The 15844-nt window shown below is 41.5% G+C and carries 14 protein-coding genes; 4 read left to right on the forward strand and 10 right to left on the reverse strand.

The window, feature by feature from the left end:
* Window positions 1-21: 21 nt before the first annotated feature.
* The 8 genes from nudC to AAEU28_RS02165 all read right to left on the reverse strand — a co-directional run bounded on the left by nudC (window position 22) and on the right by AAEU28_RS02165 (window position 8301).
* Window positions 22-942: an NAD(+) diphosphatase gene (gene nudC, locus AAEU28_RS02130; RefSeq protein ID WP_421962760.1), complete on the reverse strand. Its 921-nt coding sequence runs from the start codon at window positions 940-942 to the stop codon at window positions 22-24.
* 386 nt (window positions 943-1328) lie between these two features.
* The gene (gene nagB / locus AAEU28_RS02135) at window positions 1329-2126 is read right to left on the reverse strand and encodes a glucosamine-6-phosphate deaminase (protein WP_421962761.1); all 798 of its coding nucleotides are present in this window, start codon (window positions 2124-2126) and stop codon (window positions 1329-1331) included.
* A 247-nt stretch (window positions 2127-2373) separates the two neighbouring features.
* Entirely contained in the window at window positions 2374-3501 is a 1128-nt protein-coding gene (gene nagX / locus AAEU28_RS02140) for a transmembrane glucosamine N-acetyltransferase NagX (protein WP_421962762.1), read from the reverse strand.
* A 65-nt stretch (window positions 3502-3566) separates the two neighbouring features.
* Window positions 3567-4691: an N-acetylglucosamine-6-phosphate deacetylase gene (gene nagA / locus AAEU28_RS02145; protein ID WP_421962763.1), complete on the reverse strand. Its 1125-nt coding sequence runs from the start codon at window positions 4689-4691 to the stop codon at window positions 3567-3569.
* Window positions 4691-5602, reverse strand: a complete 912-nt coding sequence (gene nagK, locus AAEU28_RS02150) for an N-acetylglucosamine kinase (RefSeq protein ID WP_421962764.1) — start codon at window positions 5600-5602, stop codon at window positions 4691-4693. The genes nagA and nagK overlap by 1 nt, the downstream gene beginning before the upstream one ends.
* 322 nt (window positions 5603-5924) lie before the next feature.
* Window positions 5925-6167: a YdcH family protein gene (locus AAEU28_RS02155; RefSeq protein WP_421962765.1), complete on the reverse strand. Its 243-nt coding sequence runs from the start codon at window positions 6165-6167 to the stop codon at window positions 5925-5927.
* A gap of 246 nt (window positions 6168-6413) precedes the next feature.
* Window positions 6414-7424, reverse strand: a complete 1011-nt coding sequence (locus tag AAEU28_RS02160) for a LacI family DNA-binding transcriptional regulator (protein ID WP_421962766.1) — start codon at window positions 7422-7424, stop codon at window positions 6414-6416.
* A 232-nt stretch (window positions 7425-7656) separates the two neighbouring features.
* Window positions 7657-8301: an HD domain-containing protein gene (locus tag AAEU28_RS02165; protein ID WP_421962767.1), complete on the reverse strand. Its 645-nt coding sequence runs from the start codon at window positions 8299-8301 to the stop codon at window positions 7657-7659.
* A gap of 93 nt (window positions 8302-8394) precedes the next feature.
* On the opposite strand from AAEU28_RS02165, the gene AAEU28_RS02170 reads away from it, so the two are divergent.
* Entirely contained in the window at window positions 8395-9585 is a 1191-nt protein-coding gene (locus AAEU28_RS02170) for a class I SAM-dependent methyltransferase (protein WP_404389985.1), read from the forward strand.
* Between the two features lie 132 nt (window positions 9586-9717).
* Entirely contained in the window at window positions 9718-11340 is a 1623-nt protein-coding gene (locus AAEU28_RS02175) for a methyl-accepting chemotaxis protein (protein WP_421962768.1), read from the forward strand.
* A 56-nt stretch (window positions 11341-11396) separates the two neighbouring features.
* Here AAEU28_RS02175 and AAEU28_RS02180 read toward each other — a convergent pair whose 3' ends face one another.
* Window positions 11397-13298, reverse strand: a complete 1902-nt coding sequence (locus tag AAEU28_RS02180; RefSeq protein ID WP_421962769.1) for a beta-ketoacyl synthase — start codon at window positions 13296-13298, stop codon at window positions 11397-11399.
* A gap of 113 nt (window positions 13299-13411) precedes the next feature.
* Here AAEU28_RS02180 and AAEU28_RS02185 point away from each other — a divergent pair, with 113 nt between their 5' ends.
* The gene (locus tag AAEU28_RS02185; protein ID WP_421962770.1) at window positions 13412-14422 is read left to right on the forward strand and encodes a GlxA family transcriptional regulator; all 1011 of its coding nucleotides are present in this window, start codon (window positions 13412-13414) and stop codon (window positions 14420-14422) included.
* A gap of 4 nt (window positions 14423-14426) precedes the next feature.
* Here AAEU28_RS02185 and AAEU28_RS02190 read toward each other — a convergent pair whose 3' ends face one another.
* On the reverse strand, window positions 14427-14819 hold the full coding sequence (locus tag AAEU28_RS02190) for a hypothetical protein (protein WP_421962771.1): 393 nt from the start codon (window positions 14817-14819) through the stop codon (window positions 14427-14429).
* Between the two features lie 152 nt (window positions 14820-14971).
* Between AAEU28_RS02190 and AAEU28_RS02195 the strand changes: the two genes are divergently transcribed.
* The gene (locus tag AAEU28_RS02195) at window positions 14972-15826 is read left to right on the forward strand and encodes a hypothetical protein (protein ID WP_421962772.1); all 855 of its coding nucleotides are present in this window, start codon (window positions 14972-14974) and stop codon (window positions 15824-15826) included.
* Window positions 15827-15844 lie beyond the last annotated feature (18 nt).

Here is a 15844-nt window from a genome sequence, read left to right on the forward strand (position 1 = left end):
CCTTGGTATTTTTAACTTGCTTTATTCGCCGAGAGCGCGCCAATATTCGACTAAATAGCGTGAAATTGAATCTCTTCGGGTAAGTTTAAACCCAGGCGTATCATCGCCCCACTCTGCGAATGTATTTAATTCTGCCCTTGAGAACCACTTAGCATCTTGTAGTTCATCTTGCTCCACAGAAATCTCTGTGGTTTTCGCTTTGGCAATAAAGCCCAGCATTAATGACGACGGAAAAGGCCATGGCTGTGATGCAATATATTGCGCATCTTCTGCAATAATGCCCGATTCTTCTTCGACTTCACGCAATACTGCTTGCTCGAGTGATTCTCCTGGGTCAACAAAACCTGCCAGCGTTGAATACACGCCTTCTGGCCAGCTTTCCTGACGGCCCATCAAACAGCGCTCTATGCCATCTTCAAAAGTGTGGGTCACTAACATGATCACCGCCGGATCAGTTCGCGGGAATGTGATATGACGACATTCACTATTTTGACAACGACGGGCATGACCGCCTTCATAAGGCTTATTTGCTGTGCCGCAACGGCCACAAAAAACATGCGTTTTATGCCAATAGCACATACCTCTAGCCAGTACGCCGATAGATGCTTCAAAACCATTTAGTTTTGGCCCAACTTTACGCATATCTTCAAAAGTGCCACCCGCTGATAAATCATTCACTTCATCTGAATCTATATTCGACACATCTAACACAAAGTAATGTATTTCGTCTTGATGACCAATATACACGGCATCATCTGTATTTAAGTGTGCGACTGACGACCAAAGTAATAGCTGAAGTCTCTGTAAATCAGCGCTAAATAAGTTTTTATCTTGGTTAATTAAAAGCCATCGACTGTTGGTGGTTTTTTGCGTGTTTAGCCAGTTGCTGTCTTTGCGCTGCTGCGACGCTCTGTCTAAACTCATTTGCGTGTAATGAAGCATATTCACTCCTTTGCATGATTTGAGCCTAAGCTAACATACAGACAGTCTAAGCTAAATAAATAAGCCGTAAAATTTGCAAAAAAAAAGCCCTTACGGGCTTTTAAAACATGTAGTTGCGTAAAGGGCCTGTTACTGTTTGCTGTTCGAGTTTTACTCTTTATGAGCGGGCTTTTATCGCAACACTCGGTTTTATACCTAGTGGGCTAAGTAAAAATCGAGTAACAATGAGAAAAGTTCGCTCAGAAGAGCCTATTTGGCAGCGCTTGATTGGCATTTCTACTTTGTTATCGCCTGACTTACATGGAAAAACCATGCTACGCAGGCTCTGCCGTGTATAAATACCAATCAAACTACTGTAAAAACAAACTTGAAAGTTCAACAGGTCCTTAGGACAAAGAGGCTAAGTAGGCCTGAAGCTTTTGGTTTTCAGCTTCGATGTGCTGATAAAACTCAATGTCTTTTAACTTGCTAGCTGCAGCTTTATCAATCACGATAACCGCATCACGGTGCATTTGTAGTGCAGATGCTGGGCAAGCTGCTGTTAACGGGCCTTCAATCATTGCATGAACCGCTTCGGCTTTGTTCTCACCCGTCGCAAGTAGCACCACTTTTTTAGCATCAAGAATAGTGCCGATACCCATAGTGATAGATAAATGCGGTTGGTATTCGTCTTCTTTGAAGAAACGCGCATTATCATCAATGGTTGCTTTGGTTAATGTTTTAACACGTGTACGTGACGTTAAACCTGAAGACGGCTCGTTGAAACCAATGTGACCGTTACGACCAATGCCCAATAGTTGAACATCAATACCACCAGCAGCGGCAATATGGCCTTCGTATTCCTGACACGCAGTGATTGGGTTTTTCGCATCACCCGGTGGTACATGGGTTTTATCTTTGTCGATGTCTACATGGTTGAACAACTGCTCGTTCATAAAATAACGGTAGCTTTGCGGGTGTGAACCATCTAGGCCTAAGTATTCGTCTAAGTTAAATGTTGTCGCGTCTTTAAAGCTAATTTCACCTGCTTCGTTACGACGAATTAGTTCTTGGTAAAGCGCTACTGGTGTTGAACCGGTCGCTAAACCTAACACAGACTCTGCTTTCTTTTGTAGTTGTTTTGTAAAGATATCTGCGCCATAAGCTGCAACTTCATTGGCGTCGTTTAAGATTACTATTTGCATGGTTTTGGCTCGTTGTAGAAGAAAAGAAAAAATGGGATCTGGGCTTACTTCGCGTGCAATCAAAATAAGCGCCAGATCAAACCTAATCGGGATAATCTTATTAGGCTGTACCATTATGACAACGCTGTCATTATTATCATTAATTGAGCGCTTGTAAAGTAAAAGTGAAAAAAAACTTGTGTTTTTTTATAACAAAAAGGCTCATTAATATGAGCCTTTTGCATAAGTAAATAATCAAGGTTTTAAATTAAACGCTGACAAAAATCTTGCGACGATACATCCAATGTAGCACTAACATTTGCACCGCAATCAGCGCAGTCACCGCCAATACCGGCTGCCATTCACTTGGGGCTGCGTTTACCACACCACCGAACACACTACGGCTAATGTATTCCCAATCAACTAAAGATGACGCTAGGTAGATAATGATTGAGTTTGCACCAATAATTACAAACGGATAAGCCAGTTTTTGGCCATTTAAAATGTCGACTGCAGCGTAGAAAACAGCAAGTAAAATCGCACTCCACCCCACTGTTACCAATACAAATGAACTGGTCCAAAGCTCTTTATTAACTGGGAAGTGTAAATCCCATGTCCAACCGAGTACTAAACTTACAACACCTGCGCCGAATAAAATGCCACAGGTTTTCCATTCACCGCGCTCATTGGCTTTGGCGATCAGTTGTCCTGCAAATACGCCTGCAATCGCATTCACAATCGCTGGTAAACTCGACAAAATACCTTCAGGGTCAACCACACGATTTTGATATGAAATACCAGGTAAAAGGTGTTTATCAAACCATGCATTCCAACTACCTGCCGCAGACAAGTCACCTGCAACACCACCCGGTACAGGTATAAAGCAAAGAAGTACCCAGTAGAAAATTAAAATACCAACGCCAGAGTATGCTAAGACACGTAAGCTAAAGTGCCAAACTAATAAAGCACAAAAGAACCAAGCGATAGCGATCCGCCCTAACACACTAGCATAACGTACTTCTTCAAACGCAAATGGTGCTCCAGTGCCCCAACCGTGGTTATACAAAACACCAAATGCCATAAGTAAAAACAATCGCTTGAGTGCTTTGTTGTATAACGGGCGTCTTTCGTTAAAAGGAAGGTGATCGATACGCTTAGGTGCAAGACCCATAGCAACACCAGATAAAAAGATAAATAGCGGGAATATTAAATCGTAAAAAGTAAAACCATGCCATGGGCTATGCACTGTGTGTGCTTCAAACGCTTTCCATCCCTGCCAGCCCGTTAAAACAAATAAGGCGGCAAAAATACCCTGTCCGCCTAAAATCCAAAACATGTCCATGCCTCGGAGTGCATCTAAAGATGCTAATCGTCTTTTTTGTGTTTTTGCTGTCATATTTTATTCCAGTACAAATAAAAAAGCCCCGCTATACTGCAGCGGGGTTTTTTCCTCAGGGAAAGTTAAATCTGAGCACCAGCGATATATGTTGCCTGTGCAAATAAATTCTCATCTAGGTGAACAAAATCTGCATCAGCTCCTTCACGCAAATGGCCTTTGCTGTTTAAGCCTAAATATTGCGCTGGATATAAAGATGCCATACGAAGGGCTTCTGGTAGACTTACATCTAGCCAATCAACCGTATTTCGAACCGCGCTTGCCATGTCTAACACACTGCCTGCAAGTTCGCCGGTTGTTGAATTTAAACGATCGCCAGTACGAATGACTTTACGACCATCGAAAAATGCAAATTCAGTATCGTCGGTACCTACTGGTGGCATCGCATCTGTCACTAGCATGATTTTGCCACGCTGTTTTGAGCGGATCGCTAATTTTGCAGACGTGTTATGAACATGATGACCATCAACAATTAAACCGCACCAGCTGTTATCATCCCATAACGCTGCACCAACCACACCCGGCTCACGTGAAGTAAACGCAGACATCGCATTGAATAAATGGGTAAAGCCATCAGCACCGGCTTTAAGCGCAGTGTTAGCTGTTTCAAAATCTGCATTTGAGTGACCAATACTCACTTTAACGCCTAAGCTAATTAAGCGTTCGATATCAGCTAGGGGCACTGTCTCTGGCGCTAAAGTCACCATTTTTATGCCCAAGTCTTGACGCGCATAAATATCGAATTCTTGTTCAGTGATAGGTCGAATAAACTGCTCGCTGTGCGTGCCTTTCTTTGGGTGGGACAAGTGTGGACCTTCAAAATGGATCCCCACAACACCTGCTTGATTGCTTTCAATGGCAGCTGCCATCGCGTCTGCTGCCGCTTGCATCACTTCAATTTTATCTGTTATGAGAGTTGGCATAAGCGCAGTAGAACCAAATTGCGCATGCGCTGAAACCATTTTCGCAAGGCAGGCTGTGGTTTGCTCAGCGTTATAAAATGCTCCACCACCGCCGTTTACTTGAACGTCGATATAGCCTGGTACAACTAGGCCATCAAGATTGATTACTTCGGCTTTTTCAGCCGAAACTTTATAACTAACTTTGCCGTCTTCTACTGAGAAAACAACATCGTGATGAAATTGTTCACCATCAAAAAGCTTTTTGGCTTTATAAATTTGCTGGCTCATTAGTTCACCTTTTTAATTTCATGCTGGGTGCTTTCCATCGCAAAATAGATAGCACCAATTTCTGGAGGCTGTTTTGGTTGCTGAACAAGTTTCGCAATATCAGCATCTAGCCACTTATTTAATGGCTCAGCAAGACCACCGATCATAGATAAACGCGGTGGATTAATTTCTAATAATCTTTTCGCAAGGTTGCTGATATATTCGGCACCTTGTTTCACAATTTGCAATGCAACTTCATCGTTCTGCTCTGCAGCTGCAAATACATGGCGTGCTAGCTTCGCATAACCGCTTGAAGGTTGTCCTGCCATTTGCTCGGCGATACCCATAGCGTCTGTGACATGAAAATGTTGCTTTAAAGTATCTGATAACACGGTTTTTGGCCCCAGGCCATCAAGATCTACAAGTACAGCTTTAACAGCTTCTAGACCCATCCATGCACCACTGCCCATATCACCTTGCGCAAAACCATGACCGCCATAATTGACTGTTTCACCGTTTACAATAGCAAAACCACATGAGCCTGTGCCTGTAATAATCACTGCGCCATCATCACCGTCATGTGCACCAATACACGCTGTGTGCAAGTCGGTTGTAAGATACATTTCTTTAAATGGATGGTCCCATTGCATGATTTTGTCATACAGACCTGGAATATTCACACCCGCTAAGCCAAGACCTGCTACTATATCATGCACCTGTTCAACACGAAGACCCGCGTCTTGTAATGCTAGCTGAGTTGATACCATGATTGACTCTAATGTGCGCTCAAGACCATGTAATGGATTGGCAGGACCACCTAACCCAGTACCTAACACCCCTTGTGTAGCAGAGTAGATAGTTGCACGACATTTTGTACCACCTCCATCTATTCCAATAAATAACTGGTCTTGTTCAACCTGTTTAGCCATCATTTAGCGACCCCTGATCTGTAACGTATTGCTCAAATAGTTTGTGATTATTTGGCAGAGCATTTTTCATGTTGATTTAATGTTACACACAAAATGACAGCGTTGTCATTAAATTTTTCAGAAAAATGTTCGAAATTGATAATTTCTAATATTGCACAAAAGAATCTTTTTGTCACCGAAACCAAAGTCTAACAACAGACAGAATTGTGCTTTTAAATATAAAACATTAATAATTCTAAGGATATTTAACTGGTATGAGGTCTTTTGTATAATTAGTAAGGACTTAAAAAGGAGTAGCAGGCTACTCCTTATATAGTGAAAACTTTTATGATGCACTTTTTAAGATAGAATAAAGTTGGTCTTTTAGATGTAATCGTTGCTTCTTAAGTGACTCAAGATATTCATCTGAGGTATTTTCAACCCCCTCTTCAATGCGGATCACCTCATGATCTAAGTTATGGTAATCATCAAACAAGCGCGCAAAATGTCGATCATTCATTTTTAGTTCGTGGATTTTTTCTTTAAATTCAGGTAACTCTTTAGCTAAGCTGTGGCGATCAATAATCATAATGAAGTCCTGTTTAAGTTGTCATTTTTCCAAACAAACCTGATGCTTGGCTCACTTTTATAGTACGCCTGCAGCCATGGTGAATGTTGATCTAGCACAAGTTTTATTACACATTTATAAAACGGTTTTATAAGGGGCTTAAAACAGAATTTTTAATTTGATTTATGAGCTATAAAAGTTGTCAAAAAAGAAAAAAGCCTAACAGCGAACCGCTAGGCTTGGGCAAGTAAAGAAATTGAAAAAGGTTTATAGCTTAGCTGTCGATTCTCTTACGATAAGCTTAGCTTCAAGTGTGGTCTGCGTTCTTTCTACATCAGGGTCGCTTATCTGAAGTATCAACTGCTCAACAGCTTGTCGCGTCATCTCTTCTACAGGCTGTGCGATTGTTGTTAACCCAGGCCAAATATGACGGGCTATCGGTGCATTATCAAAACCCGCTATTGATATATCTTCCGGTACATTCAGCTTTGATTGTGTCGCCAACTTTAACACCGCGGCTGCCATGTAATCATTCGATGCAAACACCGCACTCGGTCTTGGTTGTAAATCTAAAATCTCTTTTGCGCTATCAGCACCTGAGTGATAACTAAAGTTACCTTCAGCCACCAGCTCTGCATCGAATGCAATATTATGCTCTGCAAGCGCTTTCTGATACCCCGAGAAACGCTGCTCTGTCGCACTGTGATCTGGGTGACCTTTAATAAATGCAATTCGGCTATGACCCAGAGAAATCAAATGTTCTGTGATCTCGAAAGCACCTTGTTCATCGTTACTTCTGACTGATATTGACGTTTCATCTTCGATTGCAGATGCAACTCGTGCGTAATTAATACCTTTCTTTTGAAGAAATTCGATTAATTCTTGTGAATCAGAAAATGGCGGCGTGAGAACTAGACCATCTAGACGAGAGGTTGTTAGTAAGTGTTCGATGTTTTCGATGAGCGCTTCGCCACGCAGTTCGCATGGGTGTATAAGCAAGTTGTAATTATATTTGTGACATGCTTCTAAAGCACCACTTTGAACACGTGTGATATAACTTTTACTGGGGTTATCGTACAAACAGCCGATGATAAAGCTGCGATTGCGAGCAAGGCCTCTGGCGATAGGATTCGGTGTGTAATCAAGTTCTTTGAAAACTTTTAATACTTTTTCGCGTGTTGCCGGGCTAACATTGGGCTCATTATTCAATACGCGTGAAACGGTTTTTTTCGATACACCGGCGTATTCTGCAACACTATTTATTGTTACTTTCTTCATCTGGTTTCCCGCTCTACATTCGAGGGAGTAAGCACTTCAACCTCTACTGCAATTCATCCTGAACGAAAGAAATATCAATCTAGAATTCTTTGATTAATGGGTTATCATTTATTTAAAAAAATGCTGCCCACATACATGGGCAGCCAACACGTTTTGACAACAAAATGATAAAACGCCGACATTATGACACCGGTGTCAGACTTGCGCAATAAAATTTTTCAATTGACTATTCTTAGCTGCCTATTTCTTGCCCTAACTTTTTCATAAACTCTTTCATAAACAACACCCTAGATTCAGCTTCTTGCTTTCCTGCATACGTGTGCATAACTTCAGGTAATTTAAAGAGTTTGTTATAAAAATGGTCAATGGTATATGAATAATCATCTGGTTCTCGATTTTCACAAAAGGGATCGTCAACCTTGTAGACACTTCGATGCATCGCACCGCCAACGGTAAAACAGCGTGCAACACCGATAGCCCCTAAGCTATCAAGCCTATCGGCATCTTGAACAATTTTAGCTTCCAGTGTTTCAGCTTCCACATTCGCACTATAGCTGTGCGCAACTATGGCGTGATGCACTGCAGACAACTTTTCACTTGGAAAGTCGATACTTGTTAAATAATCGATGGCTTTGTCAGCAGCCAATTTTGAAGCTTGGCTCCTCAGAGGGCTATTTTTCGCGACTGCCACACAGTCATGAAGCCATGCTGCAGCAACCACCACTTGCAAATCTGCCTGTTCTTTTTCAGCCAAAAGCTTGGCAGCTGTGACAACCCTTTGCACATGCGCTAGGTCATGTCCTGCATCGGCTATGGGTAATGCTTGTACAAATTCGCGACAATTTTGTTCTAAAGACGCTAATTTATCAGTATTCAATGCCCTACTCTCCGGATAATTCGCTGATCAACATTGTATGTTTGTAAACGCTTAACTAAAATGCCCAGCATACAATTAAGTTAGGAAAAATTCATGTCTTGTGCAGTGTACTTGCAGCCTGGTAGAGAAAAATCATTAAAACGTAAACACCCTTGGATATTCTCCAAAGCCATCAAAAAAGTAAAAGGTAAACCTGCTCTGGGTGATACCGTAAAAATTTACTCTAACGAAGGTAAATTTCTAGCTACTGCAGCATATAGTCCTGATTCTCAAATTAGAGCACGTATATGGAGCTTTGATGAATCTGAAAGCATAGACAAAGATTTTTTCTTACGTCGTTTAACGCGTGCTTTTGATGCCCGTAGTCAAGTCATTGAAGAAGGCGGCTTAACCGGTTTTCGCTTAAGCGCAGCAGAGTCTGATGGCTTACCTGGTATCACCATTGATAAATTCGACAATTATATTGTTTGTCAGTTATTAAGTGCGGGTGCAGAGCGTCACAAAGGTGACATAGTACAAGCACTTCGTGAGCTTTTCCCTGATTGCCACATTTATGAGCGTTCTGACGTAGACGTTCGTAAAAAAGAAGGCCTAGAAAAAACCACGGGTGCACTTTGGGGTGATGCGCCGACAGAGCCTGTTGTCATTACAGAAAATGGCTTAAAGCTTGAAGTTGATATTTTAAACGGCCACAAAACCGGTTTTTATCTGGACCAACGTGATAGCCGCGCAGCACTTGAACGTTTCTCTAAAGACAAAGAGGTTTTAAACTGCTTCTGTTACACAGGTACATTCGGTTTATATGCTTTACGTGGCGGCTGTAAAAACGTCATTAACGTAGATGTATCACAACCAGCCCTTGATACAGCAAAGCGAAATGTAGAGCACAATGACCTTGATTTATCACGTGCTGAGTTCGTTAAGCAAGATGTATTTAAGTTGCTGCGCCAGTACCGTGAAGAAGGCCGTCAATTCGATACTATCGTGATGGACCCACCTAAGTTTGCTGAGAGCAAAGCACAACTAACGGGCGCATGTCGTGGTTATAAAGATATTAATATGATCGCAATGCAAATCCTAAAGCCTGGCGGCACATTACTAACCTTCTCTTGTTCTGGCCTGATGGAGCAAAACCTGTTCCAGAAAGTTGTTGCTGACGCAGCCCTTGATGCAGGTAAAGAGCTGCTGATTATGGAGCGTCTGAACCAAGCAGCCGATCACCCTATCGCAGGTAACTACCCTGAAGGTTTCTACCTTAAAGGCCTTATTTGTAAGGTTTATTAAATTGTGCTGAGCGTATACCTTGTGTATGCGCTCCCCTTCACTGACTATTTCGTACTCACTGTTTGAAACTGGCAATACTCCATATCCCAACTAATATTTAGCAAAGTAATCATGCTTTTATTAAGTGGACATATGAAAAACCTCAGTATTGCAATTAAATACTCTATCCCTATTTTTGTATTAGTGCTGTGTCTCGTCATAGTCCAGTTTTCCAATGGACATTTAATTAATTCTTTGGAAGAGGAAACCAGTACCTTTCCTGACGAATTTATGCCTGCACTCAGTGTGGTATTGAATGCAGATAGAGACTTATATCAGGCTAGGGTTGCTGAACTCAGTATTGTATATTCAAGCAAGGCTGATATTGCCAACTACGTCTCTGACTTGAACGAAAATGCCCAACAAGCCAAAGATAGGTTTAATAAATACCTTAAACTTATGGCTGCTTACCCAGAGATCAGGGGCAAGTTTTCTGACTTCAACAATAAGTTTACACAGTGGAAAAGTACGGTTGATGAAGTACTGAGGCTAAAAAACACATCTGATCAGCAAGCAATTCAATTAGCAAAAGGCAAATCTCTAGACACTTTTTCGAAATTACGAGATGAATATAATCTCGCTGGTGAGATAGCGTTTGAAAAAGCCAAACAGCTCGAAAAAGAAATCGCAGAATCGAATAGTAAAAGCAAAACCTTGAGGTGGCTATTTGCCATCGCAGTGATCTTAATAGCCTGTGTGATCGGCTATATAAGCCAAAAAGCTCTACTAAACAGAATTCAACAGCTTACCTCTAGGATCAACGAGATCACCTCAGGAGGAGGTGATCTAACAAATAAAATTACCATTAGTCATAATGACGAGCTCGGACAGCTTGCTCACTCGTTCAATACTTTTTTAGACAGTTTAAAGTTGATTGTCGATGACATTCGACAAGATAGTGTAAAACTTGAAGCCTCTAGTAATGAGTTAGATCTTACTTCTCGCCAGGCCAATGATATTGTGACACAACAGACACACTCTACAGAGCTTATCGTGACATCGGTCACAGAAATGAGCACTGCCACTAAAGATGTTTCTCAAATCGCTCAAAATACCGCAGATGAAAATACGTCAGCGCTCAATCAAATGGAAAAAGGATTAAGCAGCATAGATTCATCTGCCGCACATATTTCGTCCTTATACCAAACAATCGTCGATGCATCTGACAGTGCCAAATCACTTGCTGAAAAATCAACAAATATCTCCAACGTATTAGATGTCATTGGCGGCATTGCTGAGCAAACTAATTTACTCGCTCTAAATGCAGCAATTGAAGCGGCCAGAGCTGGTGAACAAGGTCGAGGCTTTGCTGTTGTAGCAGACGAAGTGAGAGCGTTAGCCAGCAAGACTCAAGATTCGACACAAAACATTCAAACTATGATCACCGAGGTACAAAATGGCGTGGACGGGGTTGTGGCCAAAATTGAAAGCGGTGTAAGTAAAGCTGATGCCGCAGTTTCATTGTCTCAAGAGACCAAGTCATTGCTTGCTGATACCATGGAAATTATAAATCGTGTCAATGATATGTCGATGCAAACTGCCGCCGCTGCAGAAGAACAATCAGCGGTATCCGATGATATTAACCGAAACCTGGTTGATTTAAACGCGCAAACCAAGATGACCCAAGAAGAAGCAGCGAAAGTACAAAACATCGCGGTTAATTTACATACAATCTCAGGTGATATTTTACGTGGCGTAAGTAAATTCAAGACATAAAAAAGGCGCTCATCCCAGAGCGCCTAAGTTTGCTTAACATTCTTTTCTTCTTAAGCTTATTCGCTTAAGTCACCATATTGGTTATTTGTACTTAGTAATACTGCTTTATCAAAGCCAGGTAAACTTAAGCTTTCTTGGCTCAGTACAAGCTCATTTTCATCAATCATACCGTTACCAAAGCGATAAATAAGCTCATATTGGCCATTGTCAGCGGCTTGCTGGTAGTCTGCTTGAGCAAGCTTAGTTTTCTCTAACTTTGCTTGGTATGAATTTAACTGCGCTTCAGAATAGCGTTTCGCTAGCAACTTGTTGGTAAAGTTTGGTGAAAATACCGTCGCTGTTGCGTTGTTACCACCGAAGCCTTTTGAGTTGATAAATGCCACATCCATAGGTGCACACTCATAGTGCTCATTACGAATATCTAAATGTTCCGCGTGTACATCGTCAGCCACTTTATCAATTGTTGTAATACCTGGCATGATGTTGTGACTAAATACACCCAGCGCTAGTGCAAGTTGGTCACCACTTGCAGGCGCAATGGTGTGCCCTACGTATGCCTTTGGCGCAACTACTTTCCAACCATTGATTGAAAACGCTTCTGCTACTTTGTGATAAATCAGCGATTCAGTTACACGGTTTTGCGGTGTACTTGAGCCGTGCGCTAAGATAAAGCTGCGCTCTTTAATAGCATCAGTGCCAGCAATTTGCTCAGCTAATGCAACTGACTTAGCCATTGTGATGTAGTTACCTGGGCCAGGTGCTGTGATAGACTTTTTGATACCATCTGCATTTACAAATACATCGACTACCGAGCCCATCACTTCTGCGCCAAGTTCTAGGGCTAAGGCATCATCCATTAAGATTGCAACCTGTGCGCCTTCACCAATTGTGAAACCACAGTTCTCACCAAACGGACGGCTTGTGCGACGGTAGTCAACGTTTTCAGTATTATCGAGCTTACGAAGACCTTCTTCGTTTGCCAATGCGCTCATGTTACCAAAACCTTCAATGACTTCTGGCGTTAGCGCACATTCTACGCTCGCTACAATCGCAACACGTGTGCGACCTGCTTGAATATCATTTACTGCAGCGCGTAAGTTATACAAGAAAGTTGCACATGCACCTGAGGTTGTGAACGTCGTACCAACACTGCCAGTCACGTAAGCATTAATAAAGTCTGTCGACATGGTATTTAAGCCCAATGCCAATTGTTTTGTACTTACGCGATCACCTTGTTGACGAGAGCGGATCAAACCACCAAAGCCTTCTTGCTGCATTTGGCCTGCGACTGATGCTGAATAAGTACCAATTTTGTCTGGTTCAACACTGTTCATGACAGTATCCCAATCAAGACCCGTTGAACGAATTGCATCGGTTGCGGCAAAAATAGTAGCTTGTAAACCACGAGGTTGATAACGACTGTTATAAAGCGATGCCGGATCAAAGCCGGTTGGTAACTGACCCGCCGCTTTGATTGGATTATCGCGATAGCTATCGTGTTTTACTTCTAAAGAATCAGGCACAACCACATTGACTGTTTTTGCGTCTAATTCTTCAACTTGCCATGAGGCAGGCACTGGGTTTGGTAAATCACGCTTACGACAAGTGAACTTTAGTCCCGTCTCATCATTCGCATTAATAGTTAGCTTTTGCTGCCAATGTGTTGCATCACAATCGAAGTGTTCTTTTTCAATTTTACGGATCAAAGTACCCGCTTTAATTTGTTCGCCAAATTGCGCTTCAATTTGTTCAGCTGAAATTTCAACACCCGCTTGTGTGACGAGTCGACCGTCTTCGAAACGCACTAAATTCATTAGTGTTGCAAGGCCTAAGAAAGTTTCTTGGCGTGCTTGTTGATCTAGCTTATCTATAACAATACGGCGATAGCCCTGATGAAAAGATGTACGGCCAGCAGCGTTAATGCCACCCATCCCTACAATAATTGGTAATGCAGTCATAAATAATCGTTCTTAAAATTTTCACACAACTTAGATATGTTCGATTCTAGTTTGAACTTTAGATTACATTTTGCAAAAATAGCCAAATATCATTTATTTTTCGCCAAATTAGCATGGTCAGACCAGAAAACCCGATAAAAATTGGCTTTTGTATTTATTCAAGCATGCTCTTTACCAGTGTTTCGCTTCCCGCAGAGATGCTCAGAGCAGGTGAAGCATTTGCAAAAAGACACTTAGGGCATGACTTTAAGCCGTTACGCATAACTTGGCTGGCAAATGATACCTCGCCGATCAGTAATGAGCTTGGGTTACAAATATACCCTGATGAGGCATTTGGCTATTTGTCAGAGCAAGATTACATTATTGTGCCGAGCATTTGGCGAAATCCAAGACCTGTACTTAGAAAAAACCAATCACTTGCAAAGGCTTTAAACGAAGCTTGGCAACAAGGTTCGACCATCATTGGTGTCGGCACTGGGGTCTGCTTTTTAGCTGAGTCTGGTTTACTCGAACACCACCCAGCAACAACACACTGGCATTATGCGAAACAATTTAAGCTCAATTACCCGTCAGTCGATTTGAAACCTGACTTCTTCATTACCCAGTCTGAGCGTATTTACACGGTAGCTAGTTTAAATGCGCTCGCAGATGTCATTGTGCATTTAATTTCGCAATTATATGGGGTTGCTGCGGCGCAACACGTACAGCAAAACTTTTCTCATGAAATTAGAAAGCCCTACGAAGAGCAGCGTTTTTTAGAAGGTGATGCGGATACACATCCAGATGAGTTAATCGCATCAATTCAATTTTGGTTGAAAAACAATTATCACACAGAGATTGTCCTTTCAGGTGTGGCAGAGCAATTTGATTTAAGTTACCGGACATTTAATCGACGATTTAAAGCAGCAACGGACCAAACGGCCGCGCATTATCTGCAAACGATACGATTAGAAAATGCCAAAGAACTATTAGCTTCCAGTAATTTGTCAATTCAAGATGTGGCGATATCGGTGGGGTTTAATTCTCAAGGCTTACTCACTCGGGTCTTTAAGCAAAGGCTAAATCAAACACCGAGTGAGTATAGAAAAATCGTGCGTAAAAAGTTGTTTTCTCAAAACCACTAAACAATTAAAGCTCAGCTTCAATCACTTTTAGTGCATTAGATTCTGACTCAGTCACTATGCCATCAGCCTGTGCTAGTTGAGTCGTTAATCGTAAGGCCAGCTCCTTTATGGGTGCATCAACAATATGCTTCATTCTATGGTGAATAAAATGCTCTGCATCACCTTTTGCAATCACGTCTTTACAATGGGTGATCATATTAGAGATATAAAGACCTGATTCTATCTCGCTATTCCAACATAGCTTCTCTATCCACTGATTTAAAACTGATAACTCTTTTTCACATACCTCGCCATCAATTGACATAAGCAATACAGCTAAATCTACCACAGACTCAGTTTGTAATTGATCAACGCAAACGCCTGAATCTAGATGATTAAGTAACTGTTCAAATTTCATAAAGTCCCCTTTTATAGCGCTCGATAAACACGATTTTCAATGTTTTAAATAACATCAACTTAACAAGATAGTGAACTAGTTTGCTCTTGTCACTTTAATTTATCTCAACTTATACGATACTTAACTCAAATACAGACCAATGAATCATGTTTATGAAATGGGTATGTTTATTTTTGTGCTTTTTTACAGCTTTAAGTAGCAAGGCGAAAATTCCAATTTCGATTGAAACCGATATATATAATTACGCTCAACAAGTGCTCGGTGGAGAAAGCATAGAGTCAATAGAGCATTTCAATCACCCAAGTTGCCTTAGGGATGTTGTTGAATTTATCCTGGTACAAAAAGCAATAAAACTCGGAGGTCTTAACCTGGAGTATGATTTTGTACTAGGTGATTATGATGCGAGAAATATTCGTCTTATCCAACACGGGCTTCTCCTGATCAGTTTTGACTCAATCTGGCTTAATGAAGCATCCCAATACGAAAACGATGTATTCATATCTGAACCTGTGATCCGTAATGGAGAGTTTTACGCAGGTATCTATGTCGCACCTAACAAAATAACTGAGCTGAGACCCAAACTTACGAACGGCATAACAGACCTTAGCTTTGTGACCAGTGAAGCCTGGCACACTGATGTAAAAACACTCACCGCGCTCAAACCCAAAAATTTAGTCATTGAAGCCGATTGGTTAGTTATGGCTAAAATGGTAAGCAGTGGCTGGGTCGATGCCATGCTGGCTCCTTTTAAACCAGCCCAGCCTTTTGAGTACACAGGAAAAAACTACAAAATTCGAGCAATAGATGGCGTTAAAGTTGCGCTTCAAGACAGCAGACACTTTGTAGTATCAAAAAAGCATCCTCTCGGAAGCAAAACATTTAAAGCACTACAGAAAGGTTTAAAGCAGCTCAGGCAATCAGGATACATTGAGCGTGCTTATAAGGAATGCGGTTTTCTTAACCCACTTGTTGAAGACTGGAAAGAAATAAAAGCAGAGGTACATTAATTTAAGCTTTAAGTATTA

It is taken from the genome of Pseudoalteromonas sp. SS15, assembly GCF_049257195.1.
Lineage (GTDB): Bacteria > Pseudomonadota > Gammaproteobacteria > Enterobacterales > Alteromonadaceae > Pseudoalteromonas.

Coding starts and splice junctions, on each gene's coding strand:
- nudC (WP_421962760.1), bottom strand. CDS start 942: ATGCTTCATTACACGCAAATGAGTTTAGACAGAGCGTCGCAGCAGCGC.
- nagB (WP_421962761.1), bottom strand. CDS start 2,126: ATGCAAATAGTAATCTTAAACGACGCCAATGAAGTTGCAGCTTATGGC.
- nagX (WP_421962762.1), bottom strand. CDS start 3,501: ATGACAGCAAAAACACAAAAAAGACGATTAGCATCTTTAGATGCACTC.
- nagA (WP_421962763.1), bottom strand. CDS start 4,691: ATGAGCCAGCAAATTTATAAAGCCAAAAAGCTTTTTGATGGTGAACAA.
- nagK (WP_421962764.1), bottom strand. CDS start 5,602: ATGATGGCTAAACAGGTTGAACAAGACCAGTTATTTATTGGAATAGAT.
- AAEU28_RS02155 (WP_421962765.1), bottom strand. CDS start 6,167: ATGATTATTGATCGCCACAGCTTAGCTAAAGAGTTACCTGAATTTAAA.
- AAEU28_RS02160 (WP_421962766.1), bottom strand. CDS start 7,424: ATGAAGAAAGTAACAATAAATAGTGTTGCAGAATACGCCGGTGTATCG.
- AAEU28_RS02170 (WP_404389985.1), top strand. CDS start 8,395: ATGTCTTGTGCAGTGTACTTGCAGCCTGGTAGAGAAAAATCATTAAAA.
- AAEU28_RS02175 (WP_421962768.1), top strand. CDS start 9,718: ATGAAAAACCTCAGTATTGCAATTAAATACTCTATCCCTATTTTTGTA.
- AAEU28_RS02180 (WP_421962769.1), bottom strand. CDS start 13,298: ATGACTGCATTACCAATTATTGTAGGGATGGGTGGCATTAACGCTGCT.
- AAEU28_RS02185 (WP_421962770.1), top strand. CDS start 13,412: ATGGTCAGACCAGAAAACCCGATAAAAATTGGCTTTTGTATTTATTCA.
- AAEU28_RS02190 (WP_421962771.1), bottom strand. CDS start 14,819: ATGAAATTTGAACAGTTACTTAATCATCTAGATTCAGGCGTTTGCGTT.
- AAEU28_RS02195 (WP_421962772.1), top strand. CDS start 14,972: ATGAAATGGGTATGTTTATTTTTGTGCTTTTTTACAGCTTTAAGTAGC.